Raw genomic sequence first — 22,304 nt, forward strand, 5'->3', positions numbered from 1 at the left:
CCTTCCAGGACGTGCGGACGTTCCGCGCCGGCGGACCTGAAATAACGAGTTCGACTGGCGATCTTGTCCGCCGGACCGATCGTGAAAAACCCCTGTTCCATCCGTTCGTGACAAGGCCCTTGACCCGCGCTTCGCCGGGATCGAACGAGGCAAAAGGTCACACTCGGGGCGTCTTTGCCCCTGTTCAGCCCGCTCGCGGCCCCGCGATCATCTCTGGATCTGCGCTTCGCAGGGGCACGGTCCGTGCTTTGACCCCGTGCGGAAGGAGCTGAGCATGACAGTTCGACCTGATCGCACGGTGTCCCATGGCCATGCCGGGAACGGGCACCACCGCTTCGAGGATCGTCACGGTGGTCCGGAGGGGGCTCGCCATCACCTGGAGGAAGAGCGCCTGGAGCGGCTGGTGCGCGCCGCGCAGGAGGTCTCGGACCAGGCCGAGCGCGGAGAGCGCGATGGGCGCCGGGATGCTGGCCAGGCTGGCCAGCATCGACAGGCCGCCGCTGGCGGCGCCGAGGCGCGGCCGGCTCCGAGGACCGCGAGCATCGCCGATATCGAGCGCGCGGACGACGAGGGGATGCCCCCCGTGGAGGGGACGTGATGGCAGCGCGCGCGATGAGCCTCGATGGGGTCGTCGATCGTTTCCGCTTCGTGCCGACCGCGCTCCGCCGGCTGGAGCGCGCGCCCCTCGCGGCGGCGCTCGACGCGGAGATCCGGCACGTCGACACGTGGAGCGCCGGGCGCCTCGCCTATTACGTGGACACGCGCGCAACGGGGCGCCCCGTGGTGCTGCTGCACGGCGTCGATGCGGCCGCCTCGTCCAAGGAGGTGGCCCCCCTGTTCGATGCGCTCCGCGGGGAGCGGCCCGTCTATGCGCTCGATCTCCCGGGCTTCGGCCTCTCGGAGCGCGCGGACCGCGCCTACGATCGCGAGCTCTATCGCGCCGCGGTGCGCCGCTTCCTCACGGACGTGGTCCGCGAGCCTGGCGGCGCCGACGTCATCGCGCTCTCCCTCTCGTCGGAGTTCGTCGCCGCCGTCGCCTGCGAGGAGATGAGCCTCGTGCACAGCCTCGTGCTCGTCTCGCCGACGGGGCTCGGCCGCGAGGCGCCCGGCGCGAGCGCCGTCCTCCGCACGATCGCGCACGTCCATCCGGTCGCCGGAGCGCTCTATCGCATGCTGGCCTCGCCGCCGAGCATTCGCTGGTTCCTGAAGAAGAGCTTCGTCGGCGCCCCGGATCCGGGCCTCGTCGACTACGCCATCCGCACGTCGAAGGAGCCTGGCGCCCACCGCGCGCCCCTCGCGTTCATCTCGGGCGCCCTGTTCACGGAGGACGCGTTCGAGCGCCTGTATGCGCGCCTCCCCGTCCCCACCCTGATCGTCCACGATCAAGACCCGTATTCGCGCTTCGAGCGCCTCGGCGACCTCCAGCAGCGGAACGCGCGCGTCGAGGTCGCCCGCGTCGCGCCCACGCGGGGCCTCCCCCACTTCGAGCAGCTCGACGCCACGCTCGAGGTCGTGCGCAGGTTTTGGGCGCAGGACCCCTGGTAAAACCCTCCCACGAACGACCGGGACAGCGCGGAGGCGACTCCGCGCTGGGCGGATGTTGCGCGCTCGCTCAGCGCGTGGGCGTCGGCGAGCGACGAGACTGCCGGTGTCCCAGGCGATCGACCGAGAGCACGTAGGCTGGATTACGGAGACGCGCTCTCCGGGCTCGCCGGCGCCCGGCCGGCGGCAGCCGATCGGGCCGAGGAGCGACCAGGCCCCTTGCGTTCCGGGTCGTGATGCTGCTGTTGTACAACGAAGCCGTTGCCGAGCGGCGGGCGAGATGACATAGCCGCATTGTGTGCACGACCACACATGAGCCGCTCACCTTCGATCCACTTCGTTAGGACCCTGACATCCGCTGCCTCGACCGGGTTTGCCCGCGGCCGCGATGGAGCGCTGCGCAAGAATGCCACGGTGTGGCGGCGAACGATGGAGCGGCGCGCCACGCGTCCGGGAGGTGTTCCGGGAGGTGCGCGGAGTGTTTCCAAACATAAAAGTCTTTGCAAACTCGGGGTCAACGGGGTAATTAAGCTCTTATAGCGGGGGATGTCGTGAATGCAGGCGGCCAAACCATCTCGACGAACAAGCAAGCGGGCAATAGCTTGCTTGGTCGATACCGCCTGGTTGCAAAATTAGGCCGTGGGGGAATGGCGGATGTGTTCCTCGCCGTTTCCCGCGGGCCCGGGTCGTTCAACAAGCTCGTTGTTGTGAAGTGTCTCCGCGTCGGGATGGCGGAGGACCCGCGCTACGTCCTGATGTTCCTGGACGAGGCCAAGCTCTCGGCCCGGCTCAACCACCCGAACGTCGTCCAGACCTACGAGATCGGGGGCGAGAGCGGCGGGTACTTCATCGTGATGGAGTACCTCGAGGGGCAGCCGCTCAAGGACATCGTGAGGGCGGTGGTCAGCGGCTGTCCCGGCGCCGCGAGCTTCTCGCGCGCGGTGTGGGTCAGGATCATCGCCGAGGCGCTGCGCGGGCTGCACTACGCGCATGAGCTCACGGATTTCGACGGCCGCCTGCTCGGCGTCGTGCACCGCGACGTCTCGCCGCACAACATCTTCATCACGTACGACGGCGCGGTAAAGATCGTCGATTTCGGCGTCGCGAAGGCGTCCCTGAACGCTGCGCACACCGAGAGTGGGACGTTCAAGGGCAAGATGGCGTACGCCGCGCCCGAGCAGGCGATGGCGAGCGGCGACGTCGACCGGCGGGCCGACATCTTCGCGATCGGCATCGTGCTCTGGGAGCTCCTGGCGATGCGGCGGCTCTTCGACGGCGACCATGTCGCCGTGATGCACCAGCTGCTCACGCGGGATATCCCGCGGCTCTCCGCCGTCGTTCCGGACATCGATCCGGCGCTCGACGAGATCGTGGCCCGGGCGCTCCAGCGGGACCCGGCGCAACGGTTCTCCACCGCGCAGGAGATGGGCGACGCGCTGGAGAGCCACCTGCGGGCCTCGGGCGAGGACGTCCGCACCGAGCAGCTCGGCGCGCACGTGCTCCAGATGTTCGCGGAGAGCAGGGCGCTCGTGCGCCAGCAGGTCACCGCGCAGTTCGAGTACCTGACCTCGCTGGACGTCACGGGCGACATCCAGCGCACCTCGATGGTCGGCGAGTTCCCGCGCGCGTCGATGGTCATGGGGATGAACCGCTCCATGTGGCCCTCCGCGACCGCGGCGTCGCTGCCCGTGCTCACCGATCACAGCAGCCCCGCGAACCACCAGTACGAGCCTGCGGCCGTCGACCCCGACAGCCTGGGCGCGACGGTGGGGCGCGTCTCGTCGTGGCGGCAGCGCGGGTATCTCGCGTCCGCGCTCGGCGTGGCGGCGCTGCTGGCCGTGGGGGTCGTCGCGATGCTCCGCGGGAGACCGGCGGAGCCGGTGGATCCTGTCGTGTCGATGCAGCCTCCTCCCGATTCCCCGGTCGAGCAGGTGGTCGAGCCCAACGTGGCGAAGGCCAAGGTCACGATCCGGAGCGAGCCCGCGGACGCGAACGTGAGCTGGAACGGCAGCATGCTCGGCACGACGCCGCTCAGCATCGAGCTCCCTCGGGGGATGCAGGTCGTCGTGGTGTCCAGGTCCGGCTGGTTCGACGAGTCGATCTTCCTGCAGCTCTCCGCGTCCGACGTCGTCGAGCGCACCGTGACCCTCCGCCGTCAGGAGGTCACGGGGATGCCTCCGAAGTAGAGACTCCGAGCCTCGGCTCGCTTGGCGTCCTTGGCGTCGTGGCGGTCCTCGTAGCCGGGTTGCCGCCCCCGGCGCGGCCGAGTCGCACGCTGGCGCGCCCGACGGGCGCCGCGAGCGGCCCGGGCCCGGAGAGGGCGCGCCTGCCGGGAAGCGGCGCGCCCCTCGACGGGCCCGGACAGAAGAGCTCCGCGGAGGGGTTACTCCAGCTCGATGAGGCCGCAGCCGATGCGGCCGCCGGCGTTCGGATCTGCCGCGGCGTGGACGACGATCGAGTACTTCGTCACGTCGGTGGCCGGGTCGCCGCCGACGGTCCAGACGTCGGTGCCGCGCTTGACCGTGTGCGTGCCCTGGCCAGCGTCATCGCACGTGAAGCTGCCGAGTCCTTCGCCGTTCGGAATCCAGTGGGCGCCCGCGGCGTTACCGTTGTCCTCGCAGCTCTTGTTCTCGTGGATGTGCGCGGAGTGCTCGCCGGCGGGGCAGCCGGACACCGTGATGGTGAGCGTCACGTCCTCTCCGGACTGCGCGAACGTCGCAGTCCCGCTCAGGCCGCTCGAGTTGAGCTCCACGAGCTCCGCCTCGGCCTGCAGGGACCCACCGCCGCTCCCGCCGTCGCCGCCGCTCCCGCCGTCGCCGCCGCTCCCGCCGTCACCGCCGCCGTTCCCGCCGTCGCCGCCGCCGTTCCCGCCGTCGCCGCCGCCGTTCCCGCCGTCGCCGCCCGAGCCGGTCGTGGCCGACGTGCTCGCGCCGCTCGACGTGCTGCTGGACCCAGCGGGCGATTCTCCGTCGTCTCCACACGCGGCCAAGAGAGCGCTGGCACCAAAGGCAAGCAACGAAAGCTTCAACCACCGTGACATAAGTCTCCTTTCCTCGGCGCGACCCGAGCGGGCACACCATTGCCCCCGGATTCGGCCAAGCCATCGAGGGCACGAGTATGTCCCAACATGGCGAACGTCCAAGCAGCTACGCCACAAAAATCATGCAATGATCGCCTTTGGCCAAGAAATTGCGCTGATAATAGAAAGATGTGGCCCTGCTCGCCGGCTGCAGCGCTTCGACCGCGTGACGGGCTATCGGGCCCGGAGCGCCCGAGTTGCGGACGCTGCAGCGGCAGCGAGGCGATCGTATTCTCGGCCGAGCCAATCGAGAAAATCCTGATTCCACGTAGGGCCGTCTGGCCAGCCCTTAAGGACGAGCGCGGCGAGCTCTAGATCCCAGCGGCCGTAGAGGTCCACGAGCGCGTCCTGGGCCCTGCGCCCGGCCCGCGCTTCAGGGTCGCCGCGACCCTCGCCCCCGTGCGCGAAGGCGTCGTCGCAGACGTAGTAATTGCATGTCGCGGCCCGCCGGTCGGGCGGGATGGTGCACCCCCCGGGGCCGTGGAACGCGCACCGCTTCGGCAGCGCGTGGCCGTCGCCGCCCTGGGGCTCGACGCGCAGGATGAGCAGGCCGCGGCGGCCGGGGCGCAGCTTGCCCGCGGTCATCTGATCGAGCAGCCAGCCTGCGCCGCCGAGCGACACGATCCGCCCGATGTCCGACCACTCGACCCCCGGCGGGCTGGCGCAGCAGCCGGTCGGCCCCTGCGGGCAGGCACCGCACAGCGTCGCGTGCACCCGCGTATGCGCGCCTGCGAGCTCCAGCCGGATCATCGCCCCACCAGCGCTCGAGGATAACGGCATCGCCCGCGTCGTCCAGCGCGCCGGCGGGCTCAGCGGATGGGGTGGCTCACCACACGCCGCGGAGCGAGATGCCGCTGGCCGACGCGGTGACCTCGGCGCGCGGGCTCGGCGACGACTCGGTGAAGAGCGCAATCCCGAGCGTGCCGGCCGCCAGCACGCCGCCGGTGATGAAGCTGGCGGCGCCGAACTCGCGCGCCGTGAACATGGTGTCCTCGTACCTGGCGGCCCGCTTGCACTCCGGCGCGATGAGGCGAAGGCAGTTGTTGCCGCCGGCGCTGCGCGCGGTCTCGTTCCGGCTCATCTCCGCCTCGTGCGCCACGATCATCAGCCCGCCGCCGAGCGCCAGGAAGAGCGTCGAGGCCGCGGCGCCCCCGAGGATGAGGCCGGTCCGCAGCCTGGAGGCGGGCGGCGCGCTCGCGAGCGCAGGGGCCCGCGTCGCCGTGGGCCGGAGCGCCGCAGCCGGCACATCGAGCCGGACGTCGCGGAGCTCCCCGCGGCGGACATCGACGTCGACCCGGACGGCGGCGCCGTTCAGCGTCGCCACCACGGCGTGGCGCCCCGGGGTGACGGGGATCGGCTTGTCGCGCTCGATCGTGATCTGCTCGCCGTCGATGGTGCAGGTCGCCCCGGCGGGGATGGCGATGCGGAGCTCGCCGACGAGCTGGCGCGCGCGCGCCAGGTCGAAGAGCCGCGACTCGTACAGCTCGCGCTCCTCCGGCGTGCGCGGCGGCCGCATGATCTCCTTGCAGAGCGACAGCCAGCGCACGGCCGCGGGCGCGTCGCCGATCCGGTAGGCGAGCGCCCCGATATTGCAGGCGGCGACCTGGGAGCGCTCCATCGTCCAGATCGCCTCCCAGATCTCCCGGGACTCGGCGAAACGCCCCTCCGCCTGGGCGGCGTTCGCCTGCGCGCGCAAGCGGGTCACCGCGTCGCTGGCGGAATTTGCGGGCTCGGCGCGCACATTGGATGAGAAAATCAGAAGCGTGGCGGCAATGCGTAGTCCCAGGCCGAGTTGCGAACTCCTGCTCACTGGTAGGACCTCCTGGCCCGAGGTTCAGGCCAACCGCGCTCCTGGTGCTGTTCGTCAGCCGCGCAGGCCGCCAGCCTAGCAGAGATGCCCGCCGTCCGACTCGACTCTTCGCCTGCCGAGCAAGCCAGTCGTCCCACGCCAAAGCACCTTCTCCTCGGGAGAGCCGACGCGCGCGCCGCCGGACAGGCCGTCGCGGTCGCGGTGGGCGCGGCCCGCGCGGGCAACGAGCTGCAGCCCGCGCGCGAGCCGGGTCTCCGCGAGCGCCGCGCATCGGGTGCGCCCGGAGGGTGGCCGGATTTGAACATGAAGGCGGGAAGAAAAGATCAATGATCTTCCTGCCTTCCCGCCTTCATGTGAATCACTCCGGGGCAAATTGGGCCACCATCCGCGCCCGGCTGGGCGGCGCCCGATGCGGCCTGACCGGCTGGAGGGGGAGGGAAGGGGAGGGAGGCGCGCCGGGAGGTTATTACGTCCCGGGCGTAATCAGACGCTCCAGCCCGCGCAGCGGGATGTCCAGCCAGTCGGGCCGGTTGTTGAGCTCGTAGCCGACCTCGTAGATGCACTTCTCGAGCTGGTAGAAGTCGAGCAGGAGCACCGTATCCGCGTCGCTCGCGGGCACGTACGGCGCCGTCTCGTCCGCCCGCGGCTCGGCGCTCGCCTGAGCGCGCGCGATCGTCTCCAGGTATCCCGCGAGGTAGCTCGCGGAGACCCACGCCACCCAGGCGTCGGTCCACGGCTTGAGGACGGCGACGTCCTCGGGCCGGAGACGAGCGTCCCGGAGCGCCGACGCGCCGGCGTAGTCGAACGAGCGCAGCATCCCGCCCACGTCCCGGAGCGGGCCGCGCTTGTAGCGGCGCTCGCTCAGCGGCCTCGCCGGCTCCCCCTCGAAATCGATCAAGATGAAGTCGTCGCCCGTCGAGAGCACCTGGCCGAGGTGGAAGTCGCCGTGCGTCCGGATGCGGGCGACGTCGAACCTCCTCGACACGATCTGCTGGAGCTTGGCGTTGATCTCGGCCTCGCGCTGCAGCATCGCCGACACCTGCTCGCGCACGTTCTCGGGGAGCGAGCGCTCGCGCTTCCGGAGCAGCGTGAAGGTGCGCGAGAGCATGCCGTGCGCCGACTGGAAGATCGACTGCTGGTGCAGCGTCGTGAACGGCTGCTGCCCGAACGCGGGGTCCTTGCTCTCCCTGCCGAGCGTGAGGTGGAGCTGCGCGGTGCGCTCGCCGAGCAGCCGCATCCTCACGAGCTCGGTGCCCATGAGCTGGTTCACGACCGGAGGCGGCGCCGCGCGCGACGCGTCGACGAGCGTGCCGGTCGGCATCGGCGGCACGCTCCCCTTCACCGACCCCTCGTCGGTGAGCACCCGCTCGAAGAAGCGGTTCAGCGACTCGAGCGTGCTCGTCCACGCGTCGCTCTGGCTCTGCACGTACTCCTGGAGCATCGCCACCGTGGTCGGCTCGCGGCCGCGGCCCTTGTACTCGATCGCCCCGGCGAGCCGCGGCGTCGCGGGGAACTGGTGGTCGGTCAGGAACCTGCCGATCTCGAGCTCCGGGTTGATGCCCTCCTCGACCTGCCGGAAGATCTTGAGGAGCAGCTTGTCGCCGTAAATGATCGTGGTGTTGCTCTGCTCGCTCTCGGCGACGCGCGCCGGGAGCTCTCCCTCCACGCCGAGCGCCTCGAGCGTCGCGCCGAACGGCAGCGCCTGGAGCTCGCCCGCGGCGCCGGTCGCGACGCCCTGCGCGCGGATCGCGGCGAGGACGAGCGCGGCGAACTCCGGGGTCGTCAGCGCGTCGTACAGGACGCCCTCCGGCGCCGCCGCGGCGTCCGGCTCCGGATCGCGCACCGTGACGTCGGCGATCACCGCGTGGCGCGTCCGCGTGGCGAGCGTCCGCGCGTAATCGCCCGTGGCGAAGCCGATCGGCACGACGTACGTCTCCGGCGAGCCGTCCGTGTACTCGATGCGCACGAGCAGGAGGTAGTGCTCCGCCACCGTCTGCTCGCTGCGCAGGATCGGGATGACGTCCGCGAGCGTCGTCGTGCGCCGGGTGCGCGCCTTGCCGCGGAACCAGCGCCGCGCCGCGATGAACTTCCCGAGCGCCGGCTCGAGCGCCCTGCGCCCCTCGGGCGAGAGGAGCGCCCGCCACGAGCCCTTCGTCGAGATCGCGGGCACCGCCTGGGCCTCGCCCACGGACGCCGTCGGCGTCGCCGGCTCCAGCGCGAACCAGAAGAAGTCGTGCGGCCCGAGCGACAGCGGGTAGCTGCGGCTCGTGATCTCCGGGAAGCGGCTCCTGCCGAACAGCTCGACGGGCACCATGCCCTCGAAGCGCGCGAGGTCGAGCTCGACGTGCTGCGCGTACCGCGACAGGTTCGCCACGATGAGCAGCCGCTCGTCCCCGTACGCGCGGATGAACGCGAGCACCTTGTTGTTGTCCGGGTGCAGGAACTCGATCGTGCCGCGGCCAAGCACCTTGTTCTGCTTGCGCAGGGTGATGAGCCGCTTCATCCACCAGAGGAGCGAGGCGGGGTTCTGCTGCTGCGCCTCGACGTTGATCGCCTCGTAGTGGTACTCGGGGTCGATGATGATCGGCAGGTAGAGCTTCTGCGGGTTCGCCCGGGAGAAGCCGGCGTTCCGGTCGGCGCTCCACTGCATCGGCGTGCGCACGCCGTCGCGGTCGCCGAGATAGATGTTGTCGCCCATCCCGATCTCGTCGCCGTAATAGAGGACGGGCGTCCCCGGCAGAGAGAAGAGCAGCGCGTTCATCAGCTCGATCCGGCGCCGCGTCTTCATCAGCGGGGCGAGCCGCCGCCGGATGCCCAGGTTGATCCGCGCGGTGTGCTCCTGCGCGTAGACGCGGTACATGTAGTCCCGGTCCTCGTCGGTCACCATCTCGAGCGTGAGCTCGTCGTGGTTCCGGAGGAACGTCGCCCACTGGCAGGTCTCGTGGACCACGGGCGTCTGCTTCAGGATGTTGACGATCGGGAAGCTGTCCTCGAGCTCCACCGCCATGAACATCCTGGGCATGAGCGGGAAGTGGAAGTTCATGTGGCACTCGTCGCCGTTGCCGAAGTACGCCGCGGCGTCGGCGGGCCACTGGTTGGCCTCGGCGAGGAGCATGCGATCGGAGAAGTTCGCGTCGATGTGCCGCCGGAGCTTCCGCAAGAACTCGTGCGTCTCCGGCAGGTTCTCGCAGTTCGTGCCGTCGCGCTCGTAGAGGTACGGCACGGCGTCGAGCCGCAGCCCATCGACGCCCATCTCGAGCCAGAAGTCGACCACCTTGAACACGGCGGCGTGCACCTCCGGGTTCTCGAAGTTGAGGTCGGGCTGGTGGGAGTAGAAGCGGTGCCAGTAATAGGCGTTGGCCACCGGATCCCACGCCCAGTTCGACGTCTCGAAGTCCTTGAAGATGATCCGGGCGTCCTTGTAGCGGTGGGGCGTGTCGCTCCAGACGTAGAAGTCGCGCCAGCGCGAGCCCTTGGGCGAGGTCCGCGCCCGCTGGAACCACTCATGCTCGTTCGAGGTGTGGTTCAGGACGAGCTCGGTGATGACGCGGATGTCGCGGCGGTGCGCCTCGCGCAGGAGGCGGGCGAACTCGCGCCGCGTCCCGTAAGACGGGTTGATGTTCGCGTAGTCCGCGATGTCGTATCCGCCGTCGCGCAGCGGCGACGGGTAAAACGGCAGGAGCCAGATCGCAGTGACGCCGAGATCCTGGAGGTAGTCGAGCTTGTCGACGAGCCCCTCGAAGTCACCGATGCCGTCGGCGTTCGAGTCGCTGAACGCGCGGACATGGAGCTCGTAAATGATCGCGTCCTTGTACCAGAGGGCGCTGCCTTCGGCGGGAGGGGGCTTTTGATCCTGGCTCATGGCTGCTCCGACGGATGCGCGTTATCCGCGCGATGACGCCGGGCGCTCAGGACACAGCGGGACGGCCCCCCGCGGCGTGAGCACGCCGCCTGGGCCGGAGGAGGCCAGGAGGCAAGGCACGCTGGGGAGGTCCACCACTGGGCGCGCACTGCCGTCCCACGCAGGTGACGCGAATCACGTGTATAGTTTAACTACTTGGAATTGCAAGACCGCGCAGGCCAACCTCGGATAGCACGCCGCGCGCTGGGCGCAAAGCGGCGCGGCGGCGGCGGGCGCCGTCCGTTGACGTTCGTTGCCGTTCGTCGCCCCCGCGCTGTCGAGGCCGCTGCGTCGCGCGCTCGGCCCACACGTCGAACCGCAGCCGGTGTAAGAAGCCCCGGCACCTCGTTCAGTGATCGGGCGAGCTCATGCCCATCGAAGGAGCATTCTCATGATGCGTGTCTTCCACGTACTCCCGCTCTCCCTGGCCGCGCTCGGAGCGCTCGCGTGCTCGTCGACGCCTGAGCCGACGATCGACCCGAGCAACCCGTGCCCGCCGGGCCAGTGGTGCGCGTCGGCCGTGCCGACGACCGCGACCACGGTGCCCACGACGACGGCCACGGCCGCGCCCGCGGGCACGGCCGCCACGCCGATCCCGCCGGTCGCCGCGGTGGCCGCGACGCCCGTCCTGCAGGGGATGGGCACGACGGAGGCGCCGGGCATGAAGGCGGACGGCGGGCCGTTCGCGGGGCAGTTCCAGGAGGGCCAGACGCTCGAGCAGGACATCACCATCTCGGCCGGCAAGTGCTACACGGTCGTCGGCATCGGCATCGGCGTCCAGGAGCTGGATATCCAGCTCGTGTCGCAGCCGGCGCCCGGGCTGCCGCCCGTCGTCCTCGCGCAGGACAGCACGACCGGCGCCGCGGCGACGCTCGGCGGCAAGGCCTCCGGCTGCTGGAAGAACCCGCTGCCGGTCGGCGGCCCGGGCAAGGTGATCCTCAAGGCGACGAAGGGCACCGGGCTCGCGGCCGCGCAGGTCTTCTCCAAGTAAAGCCGCCGGAGCGCGCGGCGGGGGGCGCCGCGCTCCTCTTCTATTCCCCCCGCCTGCGTGCTCCCCTAGAGGCTGGCGGGCGCGGCCGTGCGCCGCGCGCGACGCATGAGCGAGACCATCTTCCTCGGCCCCGACGCCAGCAATCCCTGCGCGAGGGCGCGCTGGGAGTGGCTGTCGCCGCGGCTCCCCCCGGACCTCGAGGAGGAGGCGGTGCGGCGCATCGCGTGGGTGGCGCTCTTCACGATCGTCGCGGGCGCCGCCGGCTTCATCGTGTCGGAGCTCTTCCCGGGCGTCGCGCTCGGCCCCCGCCCGATCCGCTTCGCGGTCTTCCTGCCGTTCGTGCTCGTCTCGGCCGCGCTCTTCGTCGTCGCGCGGCGGCGGCTGCTCTCGCCGCCGCGGATCGTCGACCTCTCGTTCGCCTACAAGGTCCTGGGCGCCGCCTCGATCTCCGTCATCACCAACGCGCAGCCGTGGCCCGAGGGGCCGATGCTGCCGGGCTGGCCGCCGGTGGCCGTCTGGGTGCTGGTGTTCCCCATCATCATCCCCGCCCCGAGCGTTCGCACCCTGCTCACCTCGACGCTGGCGATCCTCACCGACCCGGCGTGCCTCTGGGTGCTCGTCCGGTGGGGCTTCATGGAGATGCCCGCGCGCGAGGCGATGTTCCGCCGCTTCTTCCCGAGCGTCATCGCGCTCGCGCTCTCCGTGTTCGTGTCGCGCGTGGTCTTCGGCCTCGGGCGCAAGCTCGACGCGGCGCGGGAGCTCGGCAGCTACCGCCTCGTCGAGCGGCTCGGCGGCGGCGGCATGGGCGAGGTGTGGCGGGCGAGGCACCGCATGCTCGCGCGCCCCGCGGCCGTGAAGCTGATCCGCCCGGAGGCGTTCCAGGGCGAGGCGGCGAGCGGCGGCAACGCGAAGGCGCGGTTCGAGCGCGAGGCGCAGGCGACCGCGGCGCTGAGGTCGCCGCACACGATCGGCATCTTCGACTTCGGCGTCGCCCGCGACGGGTCGTTCTACTACGTGATGGAGCTGCTCGACGGCATGGACCTCGACACGCTCGTCAAGCTGGACGGCCCGCAGCCGCCCGCGCGGGTGGTCCACCTGCTGCGGCAGGCCTGCCACTCGCTGCACGAGGCGCACAGGGCCTTCCTGGTGCACCGCGACATCAAGCCCGCCAACCTGTTCCTGTGCCGCTACGGCGCGGATCTCGATTTCTTGAAGGTGCTCGATTTCGGGCTGGTCGCCGTGCGCAAGAAGGACGCGGCCCCCTCCACGCTGACGGCGGACAACGCGATCACCGGGACGCCCGCGTTCATGGCGCCGGAGGTGGTGGTCGGCGACCGCCCCATCGACGGCCGGACGGACATCTACGCGCTCGGGTGCGTCGCCTACTGGCTGCTCACGGGCGCGCTCGTGTTCGAGGCCGAGACCGCGATGAAGATGGTGCTGCTCCACGCCACCGAGGCGCCCGTCGCGCCGTCGAAGCGCGTGGGGCGCCCGATCCCGCCGGCGCTCGATCGCCTCGTGCTCGACTGCCTGGAGAAGGATCCGGCGAAGCGGCCGCAGTCCGCGCGCGAGCTGTCCGAGCGGCTCGCCGCGCTCCGCCTGGACGCCGAGTGGACCGAGCAGCACGCGGCGGCGTGGTGGGAGTCGGTCGCGCCGCCGTCGCTGACGGGCCGGGCGGCCAAGGCGACGCTCGACGCCCTCGGCTGAGCCGCGCGGGGCTCCGAGGCGCCGACGCCTTCAGCGGATGTTGAAGTCGACGGTCATCAGCTGGCCGCCGCGCTCGATCGCCACGGACAGGTGGTTCGCGGTCCGGAGCCGCGCGTAGGCCTCCAGCGCCTTCTGCGGATCGGTGACGTCGAAGCCGTTGATCGACCGCAGCGAGTCGCCGCTCTCCAGCCCGAGCGACTCGAGCAGCGAGCCCCGCTTGATCCTGAGCTTCAGCCCGACGACGCGGCCCCCTTGCCGCTCCGGGATCACCCGAGCGGAGCGCATGAGGAGCGCCTGCTGCTCGAGGATCTGGTCCACCGCCGACCGGTCGACGTTGAACTCCGTGGCGCTCACCCGCCGGATGCGGGCGGCGATCTCCGGCGGGATCGAGCTCATGCCGCCATCGCCGCCGACCGGCCTCGCCTGGGGCCGCGGCGGCGGCGGCGGCTCCGGCGCGGCCGCGCGCGCGCTCTTCCCGAGCATCAGCTGGCAGCGCGCGCCGCCCGCGGCGATCCAGACGCGGTCCCAGGCGATGCGCGCGAGCGTGCCCCCCGGCGCGTCGCCGCCGAGCCGCCGGAGCTGCGTCCGTCCGTCGGGGCCCTCGATGGCCGCGAACGACCACGCGTCGTCCTGCGAGGCCGCGATGAGCACCACGCGCCCGGCGTCGCAGATCGGATCGCGCCACGGATCGCCGCCCGCCGCTGCCGCGCGCGCCTCGGGGGCTCCGCCCGGCGCCGGCAGGAGCGGCCCCGTCGCCGCGTCGAACGGGTTGCGCTGCAGGATCGCGTCGGCGTTCGTCGCGTGCAGGTCGTTCCGCTGCGTGCGGCCGGAGGCGCGCGGCAGGGACGCGACCCCCGCGGCTCTGTCCGGGATGATCGTCCTCCCGAGCAGGTGCGAGACCCCCGCTGCCTGGAAATAGGCGGCGGACGCGATCAGCGTGCCCGCGATCCACGGGAAGTGATGCTTCACGGCCGCATCCAGGTCCACGGATCCTGCTCTTTCTGGGCGCGCGCGCGCCGCCGCCGTCGATGCGAGCGCCGCGCGCACGCCGGCGTGGGAGGCGACCGTGCACGATGTCGCCACCGGCCCCCGCCCTCGGGGACGCACAGCACCGCGCATGCCGGCGCGCGCGCCGGGGCGCGCGCGAGCGCCGGCCAGCGCGCCGCGACCCGAACGGATCAGCGCGCGCCGGCGTTCATCGAGAGGAGGAGCGAGCGGAGGGAGGTCTGGGACGGCGGGGGCCCGAGCGCGGCGCGCTCAGGGCTTCTTCTCGGGCGCCTGGGCGCCGGCCGCGGCCTCGCCGCGGCCGCGGCGGTACACCCAGGCGGCGAGGATCTTCCGGTCGTTCGCGGAGATCTTCTCCTCGAACGCCGGCATGTGGCCCTCGAGATCCTTCGCCATGGCCGCCGGCGGGTAGGCCTTGCCGCTGCCGGGGTTCGCGATCTGCGCCTCGATCCACGCGACCGAGGCCCAGCCGCGGAGCTCGGGCGCGGCCGACTCCTCGTCGTCGGTCTTGCCGTCGAGCCGGTGGCAGCTCGTGCACCGCTGCCGGACCAGCTTCTCTCCCTGGGTCCCGGCGCTCGGCTCCCCGCGCGCCTGCGCCTCGAGGAACGCGGCGATCGTCTCCTGGTCGGCCGCGCTCATCGGCGTGAACACCTTCGCCGCCTCGGGATCCGCGGGCGGCTTGACCACCGACGGCATCATCTCCTTGAACGGCGTCTTGCCGAAGAGGTGGTCGGCGTCGGGATCCCTCAGCACCTCGAGCGCCCAGGCCTTCGTCCCGAACCCGGTGAGGTCCGGCGCCGTCTGCTTGTCCTTGGGCGGGCCGAGATCGTTCAGCCGGTGGCAGCTCGCGCACTCCTTCTTGTAGAGGTCCTCGCCGCGCGTCTCCGGATCGTTGCGCAGCATCGCGAGCGCGCCCTCGGGCGGGACGCCCTGCTTGAACAGCGCGATCGCGCGCGCGGTGCGCTGGGCGTTCTGCGCCTGCGAGCGCTGGTAGCCCTCGTCCTTCGCGTCGGACGCGAACGATTTCGCCAGGAGGCCGGCGGCCCCGAGGCCGACCAGGAACAGCGGCGCGAGCGCCGGCAGGCGCGCGCGGAGCGGGCCGGGCTTCCGGTCGATGAACGGGAGCAGGGCGAGGTACAGCCCGATCACGCCCGGCAAGCCGACGGTCGCGATGAGCTCCAGCGAGCCGGGGAAGAACTTGCGCAGCTCGAAGAGCGGGCGGAAGTACCACGCCGGACGGGCGGTGTAGTCGCTGACCGGGTCCGCGGGCGCCTCGAGCGGCGCGCCGTGCTCGATGGCCGCGAGATCGAAGAGCACGACGAGCGCGACCGCGCCGGCGAGGAGGATCATGCCGAGCTGCTTCGGGAAGAACCGGTCGGACTTCGAGAGGTTCGCGCCGTGGGGCGCGCCGAAGCCGTGCTTGCGGAATTGCGCGAAGCTCCCGGCGAGCAGCAGGGCCGTGGCCGCCGGCAGCACGAACACGTGCAGCGCGTAGAGCCGCGTCAGCGTCAGGTGGCCGAGCGAGCTGCCGCCGACCACGAGCTCCTGCGTGAGCGGCCCGACGACGGGGACCGCGCCCATGATGCCCGTCTCGACGCGCGTGCCCCAGTAGCCGTCCTGGTCCCACGGGAGCGGGTTGCCGGTGAAGGCGAAGCCGAGGACCATCAGCAGCAGGCCGAGCTTGAGGAACCAGCCGACCTCGCGCGGCGCGCGGTACGCGCCGTGGATCGCGAGCTGCGCCACGTGGATCCCGATCAGGATGACGAGCGCCTGCGCTCCGAAGTAGTGGAGGCCCCGGATGAGCCACCCGGCGCGCAGGGTGAAATTGATGTGCGCGACGCTCGCCCACGCCGTGGTCGCGCTCGGCGCGTACGCCGACATGAGCAGCGCGCCCGTGACGGCCTCGACGAGCAGCAGCAGCGCGAGCGCGCCGCCCCAGACGTAGCCGATGCGTGCGCCGCCGGGGATGGGCTCGTCGAGCAGGCGGCGGAGGGGCTCGCGGTAGCCGACGCGCTCGTTCAGCCAGTCGCCGAAGCTCATCCTGCGATCTCCTGGAGCTCGGCGGTCCCGTCACGGTAGCGCCGGAAGTCCACCTCGACCCAGCCGTCCACGACGCGCGTCGCGAGCGCATCCATCGGGCGCGGGGACGGCCCCGTCTCCGGCACGCCCGACAGGGCGAAGCGCGACGCGTGGCACGGGCAGTTGAAGCTCTTCTTGTCGTCGTTGAGCTCGATGCCGCAGCCGAGGTGCGGGCACGTGGCGCTCATCGCGCGGAGCTTCTCGCCCTCGCGGATGACCCAGATGGCGCCGAGCATCTGATCCTTCGCGACCGTGAAGGCGTCGCGCTCCTCGCCGATCACCTTGAGGCGTCGGGGCTCTCCCGGCGGCAGATCCGCGAGCCGCCCGACCCGCACCCAGCGCTCACGCCCGCTTGACGCGCCGGCGTTGCCGGCAGGACCGGCGATGAAGGTCGCCGCCGGCACGGCGATCGCGCCGGCGTAGGCCAGGCCGCCGATCGCCACGAGCGCCTTCAGGGCGCCGCGCCGCTCCTCGGGGGGCGGGGCTCCGAACGGCGCGCCTGCGCTCGCGGGCACCCCGGGGGCACCAGGTTCATGCGGCAATCCATATCCCGGGTACCCACCGGCACCAGGTTCCTTTTGCGTCGGCTCTGCCATCTCGTAGGCTCTCCCTCGCTCGCGCCGCTCCGAGGGCCCGCTCAGACTCGGAGCGGGCCTCTGGCGGCCGAAGTGGACGGCAGCATATCGAAAACACGGGCCTAACGTTGAATCCTCGCCATCGCGCACGCCGGGGCGATCGCATCGTCGCCGGCTCAACCGAAAGTTCTCTTTCAGGTGTTCAGGTCCGGCCGTCGCGATCCGTCGCCGCAGCGCTCACGGCGCTCGCAGCGCTGGGCGTCTCCGCCTGTGCCGCCTCGCGTCAACCGCCGGCGTGCACGCGCCCGGACCTCAGCGGGTGCGCCATCGAGGAGGTCTCGTTCGACGGCGACGAGGTGATCAGCGGCGACGAGCTCGCCGATCGGATCGCGACGGCGGAGAGCTCGCATCTGCTCGGCGGCGCGCTCGAGCCCGTGCCGATCCTGAGCATCTGGGACGCGCTCACGGTCGAGTACGAGCGGTTCGACCGGTTCGTCCTCGAGCGGGACATGGCCCGCATCGAGCGGTATTACCGGGCGCGCGGGTTCTACAACGCGCGGGCGCGCGCGGCGCGGGTGCAGCGGACCGGCGGCCCCGGCAAGGAGGGGCGCGTGCGGGTGCGCATCGTCGTCTCCGAGGGGCAGCCGGTGAAGATCGCCTCGGTGGATCTACAGTGGCGGGACTGGACCCTGGAGAAGGGCAAGGACGTCGTCCGGCCGGTGACCGACGCGAAGGCCCGGCTCCGGGTCGGCGAGCGCCTGGACGAGGAGCAGTACGAGGAGCTGAAGAAGGCGCTGCTCCGGGTGCTCACCGATCGCGGCTTTGCCTACGCGACGGTCGAGGGGCACGTCGACGTCGACCTCGTGAAGAACGAGGCGCGGGTCCGCTACACGATCGAGCTCGGCCCCGAGTGCACGTTCGGCAAGGTGAAGCTGGAGGGGCTCGGCGAGCTGCCGGAGGGGCCGGTCAGGACGGCGATCGGCATCGAGGAGGGCGAGCGCTTCTCGACCGCGGCGCTCGCGGAGGCGGAGCAGGCGCTGGCCGATTTCGGCGTGTTCGGCGCCGTCGCCGTGAAGCCCGAGCTCGCGCCGGCCGGGCAGCCGAGGAGCCCGGTCGTCCCCGTGACGTTCTCCGTGGAGCCGGCCGCGCTGCGCGCCGTGAAGCTCGGCGGCGGCGCCGAGGTCGGCTCGCGCGTCGAGGCGCACCTCGTCGCCGGGTGGGAAGATCGCAACTTCCTCGGCGGCCTGCGCCGCTTCAACATCGAGGCCCGGCCTGGGCTGGTCTTCTATCCGGTCGAGTTCTCGACCCTGTTCGGCGAGGACCTCGGGGACACCTTCCGCCTCTTGCCGGAGATCCAGCTGCGGTCCGAGCTCCGCCAGCCGGGGGCGTTCGAGCGGCGCACGGCCGCGGTGCTGCGCGGCTCGTTCAAGCTCTATTGCCCGCGGACCGGTGAGTTCTGCACCAAGCCCGATACGGCAAAGAAACCAGAAGAGGGGGAGCCAGGAAGTGCAGCAAACCCTCCTCAGGAGCCGCCGGAACACGCGATCGTCGGCTACCGCGAGTACGTCGGTTCCATCGGCCTGGAGCGGCCGTTCCTGAAATCGGACCTGAACGCGGCCCTCCTCTACAACGTTCAGCTCAACAGCCCGTTCACCTACAACGACGTGCCGGTGCCGCTGGGGTTCCAGTCCATCTTCATCCCATATTTGCAAGCGCTCGTGTCCTACGATCGCCGCCTGAACCGGGCGGGCAAGCCGGACCGGCTGACCCCTCACCATGGCTACTACGTCGCGCTGGACGCGCAGCTCGCCGGGTACTTGCGGTTCGACACCGCGCTGGCGAACGCCATCGTCGGGCACGAGGTCCGCGCCGCGCGCGACCTCCGCCTCCAGCCCGAGTTTCGCGCCTACCTCCCCGTCTCGCGGAAATGGACCCTCGGCTTTCGCATGACGACCGGGTGGCTGTTCCCGAGCGGCTACGGCGACTCGTCGTCGGCGGATCTGACCCGGTGCGACACCCTCGCGGAGGGCGATCCGGCCCGGGCGGGCTGCCGGGCGGACGTGGGGGCCGACGTCCAGCTCATGCAGTTCCGCGGGTTCTTCAGCGGCGGCGCGACGAGCAACCGCGGCTACGGGTTCAACGAGGTCGGCCCCCACGCCCGCGTGCCGAGCCTGACCGGCCAGGGGGATACCCAGGGCGATGAGGCCCCGCTGGTCCCCATCGGCGGCCGGTTGCTCTGGGAGGCGAGCCTGGAGCTCCGGATACCGCTCGGCGAGAGCTTCGGCACCGTGATCTTCGCCGACGCGGGCGACGTCACCCGGGAGCTCAGCCTGTTCCGCTCGGGGGCGCAGCGGCCGCACCTCTCGGCCGGCGTCGGGCTGCGCTACACCACGCCGGTCGGCCCGCTGCGCTTCGACGTGGGCTACCGCGTCCCGTGCATGCAGGTGTTCGGCGAGTGCACGCCCGGGGAGGATGGCTGGCCCCCGGACGAACGGACGCCGGACGCGCTGTTCGGCGTGCTGCCCATCGCCGTGAACCTGGCGATCGGCGAGGCGTTCTGAGGGGATGCCGAGGGGGAGCGAGCCGCCGGGCGGCGGCGCGGCCCGCGCCCGTCGCCCCTCGGCGCGGCGGGGGAGGCGGGCTCAGCCCTCTTCTTCCTCGGCGTTCCAGGCGGACAGCGCGGTCATTCCGATGGCGACGGCGCAGCCGCCGCACAGGGCGGGCTCCTCGATCCGGAGCTCATCGCCGCGCGACCACACGTAGAGGCCGCGCCCGGCGGGCTCGCCCTCGATGGCCGCGTCGCACACATCGCAGCGGAGCTCGGTCACGCCCGAGGCTGCTTGACGCGCGCGCAGCGCGCTGTCGGCGACCGCGTCGACCGAGATGCAGATCGGGTGAGTCAATGTCCCCCTCAGCCGGTGCTCCGCATTCGCGGCTCCCTCCAGCGTAGGGCGGGGGTCCAGGTTCGCGGTCCCCTTCAGAGCGCCTTCAATCACATCCACCTCCGGCGGCACGGCCGAATCTAGCTCAGGCCGAGACGGGACGCACGAGAAGGCTGCGCCTGATCCTCGTCAGGCCTGCTCCAGGGCGCAAATGTGGGGAAACGCGCGGGATCGTACGCCATGGGCCCCACGGCGCGGCGATCCCGCGTGCGTTCACAACGGAAATGTAGGGGAAGCTAGGCGCTGGCGGCCGTCTCGGAGCCGGCGGCCTCCTGGGCGGCGCGGCTGCTGGCCGGGCGGTCGAGGGCGCAGCTCTCTTCGAGCAGCTCGACGACGTCGAGCTGGCGGATCGAGTCCTCCTTGGACTGATCCTTGAGCCCGTCGGTGATCATCGTCTGGCAGAACGGGCAGGCGGTCGCGATCGTCTTCGCCTCGGTCTGGAGCAGCTGCAGCGTCCGCTTGACGTTCACGCGGTCCTTGTTCTGCTCCTCCATCCACATCTGCGCGCCGCCGGCGCCGCAGCAGAGCCCCTTCTGCCGGTTCCACCCCTCGGCCTCGACGAGCTGCACGCCGGGGATGCGCTTCAGGATGTCGCGCGGCTGCTCGTACACGTCGTTGTAGCGGCCGAGGTAGCAGGAGTCGTGGAAGACCACCTTCCCCTCGACCGGCTTCTTGGGGACGAGCTTCTTCTCGGCGACCAGGCCGAGCAGGAAGTCCGTGTGGTGCACGACCTCGAACTTCGCGCCGAAGTCCGGGTACTCGTTGGCGAGCGTGTTGAAGCAGTGGGGGCAGGTCGTGACGATCTTCCGGATGCCGCCCTGCTCCTTGTAGCCGTTCAGGGTCGCGGCGTTCTGCTCGGCCAGCATCGCGAAGAGGTACTCGTTGCCCGCGCGGCGCGCCGGATCGCCGGTGCAGGTCTCCTCCTGGCCGAGGATCGCGAAGTCGACGCCGGCCGCCTTCAGGAGCCGCGCGGTCGCGCGCGCGATCTTCTTCGCGCGGTCGTCGTAGCTCGCCGCGCAGCCGACCCAGTAGAGCACCGGCGCCTGCGGCTTCTCGGCCATCGTCGGGATCTCGAGCCCCTCGGCCCAGTTTGCGCGATCGATGCGCGCGAGGTTCCACGGGTTGCCGTTGACCTCGATCGCGTTGAACGGATTGCCGAGCTCGGCCGGGAACTCGCCCTTCACCATGACCAGGTGGCGGCGCATCGAGACGATCTTGTCGACGTAGCTGATCATCACCGGGCACTGCTCCTCGCAGGCCCGGCACGTGGTGCAGGCCCAGAGCACGTCCGGGTGGACGACGTTCGCCACGAGGTCGACCGGCTTGTACCCGGCCTCCGGGGTCGGGACCGGGTTCTCCGGCGCCGCCTGCTCCGCGTGGCCGGCGCCCTCCTGCGCCTCCGCGCCCTGGCCGTCCTGCGCCGCCGCCCCGTCGCCGGCGTGGCCGTTCGCCTGCGCCGCGTGGCCGTTGCTCTCGCCCCGCGGGCCGCCGGGCCGGTTGAGGAACTCGACGTCGCGGCCGTACAGGTGGTCGCGCAGGTCGAGCGTGAGCTGCTTGGGGCTCAGGATCTTGCCCGTCTTGTGGGCCGGACAGTTGTCGCTGCAGCGGCCGCACTCGGTGCACGTGTAGAAGTCGAGGATCGCCTTCCAGGTGAAGTCCTCGATGCGCCCGATGCCGACCGGCTCGGCCTTCTCGGGCTCCTCGGCGGCCTTCATGACCATCTCGCCGATCGCCTCGGCGCTGCCCGCGACGAGCGGCAGCCGGCCGCGCGGGTCGAGGTTGCGCGTGAAGACGTTCGGGATCGACGTGATGATGTGGAAGTGCTTCGAGTACGGGAGCAGGTTCAGGAACACGAGCACCAGCGTGACGTGCGTCCAGAACCCGACGTGCGCGAGGACGACGAGGACCCCGGGGCTCGCGCCGCTCAGCAGCACGGCGAACAGCGAGCCCGCCGGGGCGGGGAACAGGTGCCACCGGAGCGCCGCCGGGTCCGCGGGGACGCCCGCGAACGGGGCGGTCACGGTGGCGACGCGCTCGCAGAGCGCCGCGTCGCCGGAGGCGCACGCCGCGGCCGACCAGCGGTGGTGCAGCACCAGCGAGGCGCCGTCGTAGAGCATGTCGCTCAGCATCATCGTGACGATGATGCCGAGGATGAGCAGCCCCTCGCCGGACAGGGTCATGCGTCGCTCGCGCTTGATCGCCCGGTAGTAGATGAACACGAGCGCGCCGGCGACGACCAGCGAGGCCATGACGTCCTTCACGAACTCGTAGATGCCGCCGAGCGGCACCGCGCCGATGCCCGGCAGCCGCACCGGGTCGTGCCCCAGGATCCACAGGTCGAACGCCGGGTCGAAGCCGCGCCCCCACAGGATCAGCGTGCGGAGCAGGAGAACCAGGAATCCGAAGAAGATGAGCTTATGCGCCAGCCCGGCGAGCGGGTAGTAACCCATCTTTCGCTGGCGGAAGGCGTACTCCCAGGTGCCTTTGAGGCGCTCGGCGAGCCGGTCGAGCCGGTTTTCCCCGCGCCCGACCTTGAGGAGCTGCCAACGCCGGTTGGCGCTCCACGCGAAGGCGGCGAAGAGGCCGACGAGCAATGTGAGCATCCAAATGGGATTCATTCGCGGGACGTCTCCGGGTGCAAAATGGCCACATCTTTTAAGGTGGGGGGATGGC

General features: G+C 71.2%; 15 protein-coding genes. 6 read left to right on the forward strand and 9 right to left on the reverse strand.

All coding sequences use genetic code 11. The features are described 5' to 3' along the window. The first annotated feature begins 274 nt into the window (after positions 1 to 274). The 3 genes from WME98_RS26695 (at position 275) to WME98_RS26705 (ending at position 3,728) form a co-directional block, all read left to right on the forward strand. Positions 275 to 598 carry a hypothetical protein gene (locus WME98_RS26695; RefSeq protein ID WP_437953863.1) on the forward strand — a complete coding sequence of 108 codons (324 nt, stop codon included), beginning with the start codon at positions 275 to 277 and terminating at the stop codon, positions 596 to 598. Continuing rightward, a complete protein-coding gene (locus WME98_RS26700) occupies positions 598 to 1,545 on the forward strand; it encodes an alpha/beta fold hydrolase (RefSeq protein ID WP_437953864.1) in 948 nt (315 codons plus the stop codon). Before WME98_RS26695 ends, WME98_RS26700 begins: the two co-directional genes overlap by 1 nt. A 644-nt stretch (positions 1,546 to 2,189) precedes the next feature. Next, positions 2,190 to 3,728: a serine/threonine protein kinase gene (locus tag WME98_RS26705; protein ID WP_437953865.1), complete on the forward strand. Its 1,539-nt coding sequence runs from the start codon at positions 2,190 to 2,192 to the stop codon at positions 3,726 to 3,728. 197 nt (positions 3,729 to 3,925) lie between these two features. Here WME98_RS26705 and WME98_RS26710 read toward each other — a convergent pair whose 3' ends face one another. The 4 genes from WME98_RS26710 to treS form a co-directional block, all read right to left on the reverse strand. Continuing rightward, the gene (locus WME98_RS26710) at positions 3,926 to 4,531 is read right to left on the reverse strand and encodes a superoxide dismutase family protein (RefSeq protein ID WP_437953866.1); all 606 of its coding nucleotides are present in this window, start codon (positions 4,529 to 4,531) and stop codon (positions 3,926 to 3,928) included. 264 nt (positions 4,532 to 4,795) lie between these two features. After that, positions 4,796 to 5,401, reverse strand: coding sequence for a hypothetical protein (locus tag WME98_RS26715; RefSeq protein WP_437953867.1), 606 nt, complete (start codon positions 5,399 to 5,401; stop codon positions 4,796 to 4,798). Between the two features lie 46 nt (positions 5,402 to 5,447). Further along, the gene (locus tag WME98_RS26720) at positions 5,448 to 6,326 is read right to left on the reverse strand and encodes a hypothetical protein (protein ID WP_437953868.1); all 879 of its coding nucleotides are present in this window, start codon (positions 6,324 to 6,326) and stop codon (positions 5,448 to 5,450) included. Positions 6,327 to 6,897: 571 nt separating this feature from the next. Then, positions 6,898 to 10,293 (reverse strand): maltose alpha-D-glucosyltransferase, encoded by a 3,396-nt coding sequence (gene treS, locus WME98_RS26725; RefSeq protein WP_437953869.1) that lies wholly within the window; start codon positions 10,291 to 10,293, stop codon positions 6,898 to 6,900. 430 nt (positions 10,294 to 10,723) lie between these two features. Between treS and WME98_RS26730 the strand changes: the two genes are divergently transcribed. Together WME98_RS26730 and WME98_RS26735 are read left to right on the forward strand one after the other, a co-directional pair. Then, complete coding sequence (locus WME98_RS26730) at positions 10,724 to 11,323, forward strand: hypothetical protein (protein WP_061629390.1); 600 nt, start codon at positions 10,724 to 10,726, stop codon at positions 11,321 to 11,323. 105 nt (positions 11,324 to 11,428) lie between these two features. Next, entirely contained in the window at positions 11,429 to 13,030 is a 1,602-nt protein-coding gene (locus WME98_RS26735; RefSeq protein ID WP_437953870.1) for a protein kinase domain-containing protein, read from the forward strand. A gap of 30 nt (positions 13,031 to 13,060) precedes the next feature. Here the strand turns inward: WME98_RS26735 and gspC are convergent, their stop codons facing one another. The 3 genes from gspC to WME98_RS26750 form a co-directional block, all read right to left on the reverse strand. Continuing rightward, positions 13,061 to 14,017, reverse strand: a complete 957-nt coding sequence (gene gspC, locus WME98_RS26740; protein WP_437953871.1) for a type II secretion system protein GspC — start codon at positions 14,015 to 14,017, stop codon at positions 13,061 to 13,063. Between the two features lie 270 nt (positions 14,018 to 14,287). Continuing rightward, on the reverse strand, positions 14,288 to 16,075 hold the full coding sequence (locus WME98_RS26745) for a cytochrome b N-terminal domain-containing protein (RefSeq protein WP_061628105.1): 1,788 nt from the start codon (positions 16,073 to 16,075) through the stop codon (positions 14,288 to 14,290). Continuing rightward, on the reverse strand, positions 16,072 to 16,629 hold the full coding sequence (locus tag WME98_RS26750; protein ID WP_437953872.1) for a ubiquinol-cytochrome c reductase iron-sulfur subunit: 558 nt from the start codon (positions 16,627 to 16,629) through the stop codon (positions 16,072 to 16,074). Before WME98_RS26750 ends, WME98_RS26745 begins: the two co-directional genes overlap by 4 nt. A gap of 416 nt (positions 16,630 to 17,045) precedes the next feature. Here WME98_RS26750 and WME98_RS26755 point away from each other — a divergent pair, with 416 nt between their 5' ends. Beyond that, positions 17,046 to 19,250: an autotransporter assembly complex protein TamA gene (locus WME98_RS26755; RefSeq protein ID WP_437953873.1), complete on the forward strand. Its 2,205-nt coding sequence runs from the start codon at positions 17,046 to 17,048 to the stop codon at positions 19,248 to 19,250. 81 nt (positions 19,251 to 19,331) lie between these two features. Here the strand turns inward: WME98_RS26755 and WME98_RS26760 are convergent, their stop codons facing one another. Beyond that, positions 19,332 to 19,592 carry a hypothetical protein gene (locus WME98_RS26760; protein ID WP_437953874.1) on the reverse strand — a complete coding sequence of 87 codons (261 nt, stop codon included), beginning with the start codon at positions 19,590 to 19,592 and terminating at the stop codon, positions 19,332 to 19,334. 275 nt (positions 19,593 to 19,867) lie between these two features. Further along, positions 19,868 to 22,234 (reverse strand): (Fe-S)-binding protein, encoded by a 2,367-nt coding sequence (locus tag WME98_RS26765; protein WP_437953875.1) that lies wholly within the window; start codon positions 22,232 to 22,234, stop codon positions 19,868 to 19,870. Positions 22,235 to 22,304 lie beyond the last annotated feature (70 nt).

It is taken from the genome of Sorangium sp. So ce296 (assembly GCF_051529605.1).
In the GTDB taxonomy this organism is placed as follows: domain Bacteria; phylum Myxococcota_A; class Polyangia; order Polyangiales; family Polyangiaceae; genus Sorangium; species Sorangium cellulosum_D.

Bases quoted from the DNA above. Each gene is read 5' to 3' on its own strand.
- WME98_RS26700 (WP_437953864.1), top strand. From the start codon at position 598: ATGGCAGCGCGCGCGATGAGCCTCGATGGGGTCGTCGATCGTTTCCGC.
- WME98_RS26695 (WP_437953863.1), top strand. From the start codon at position 275: ATGACAGTTCGACCTGATCGCACGGTGTCCCATGGCCATGCCGGGAAC.
- WME98_RS26705 (WP_437953865.1), top strand. From the start codon at position 2,190: ATGGCGGATGTGTTCCTCGCCGTTTCCCGCGGGCCCGGGTCGTTCAAC.
- WME98_RS26715 (WP_437953867.1), bottom strand. From the start codon at position 5,401: ATGCCGTTATCCTCGAGCGCTGGTGGGGCGATGATCCGGCTGGAGCTC.
- WME98_RS26745 (WP_061628105.1), bottom strand. From the start codon at position 16,075: ATGAGCTTCGGCGACTGGCTGAACGAGCGCGTCGGCTACCGCGAGCCC.
- WME98_RS26765 (WP_437953875.1), bottom strand. From the start codon at position 22,234: ATGCTCACATTGCTCGTCGGCCTCTTCGCCGCCTTCGCGTGGAGCGCC.
- WME98_RS26730 (WP_061629390.1), top strand. From the start codon at position 10,724: ATGATGCGTGTCTTCCACGTACTCCCGCTCTCCCTGGCCGCGCTCGGA.
- WME98_RS26735 (WP_437953870.1), top strand. From the start codon at position 11,429: ATGAGCGAGACCATCTTCCTCGGCCCCGACGCCAGCAATCCCTGCGCG.
- treS (WP_437953869.1), bottom strand. From the start codon at position 10,293: ATGAGCCAGGATCAAAAGCCCCCTCCCGCCGAAGGCAGCGCCCTCTGG.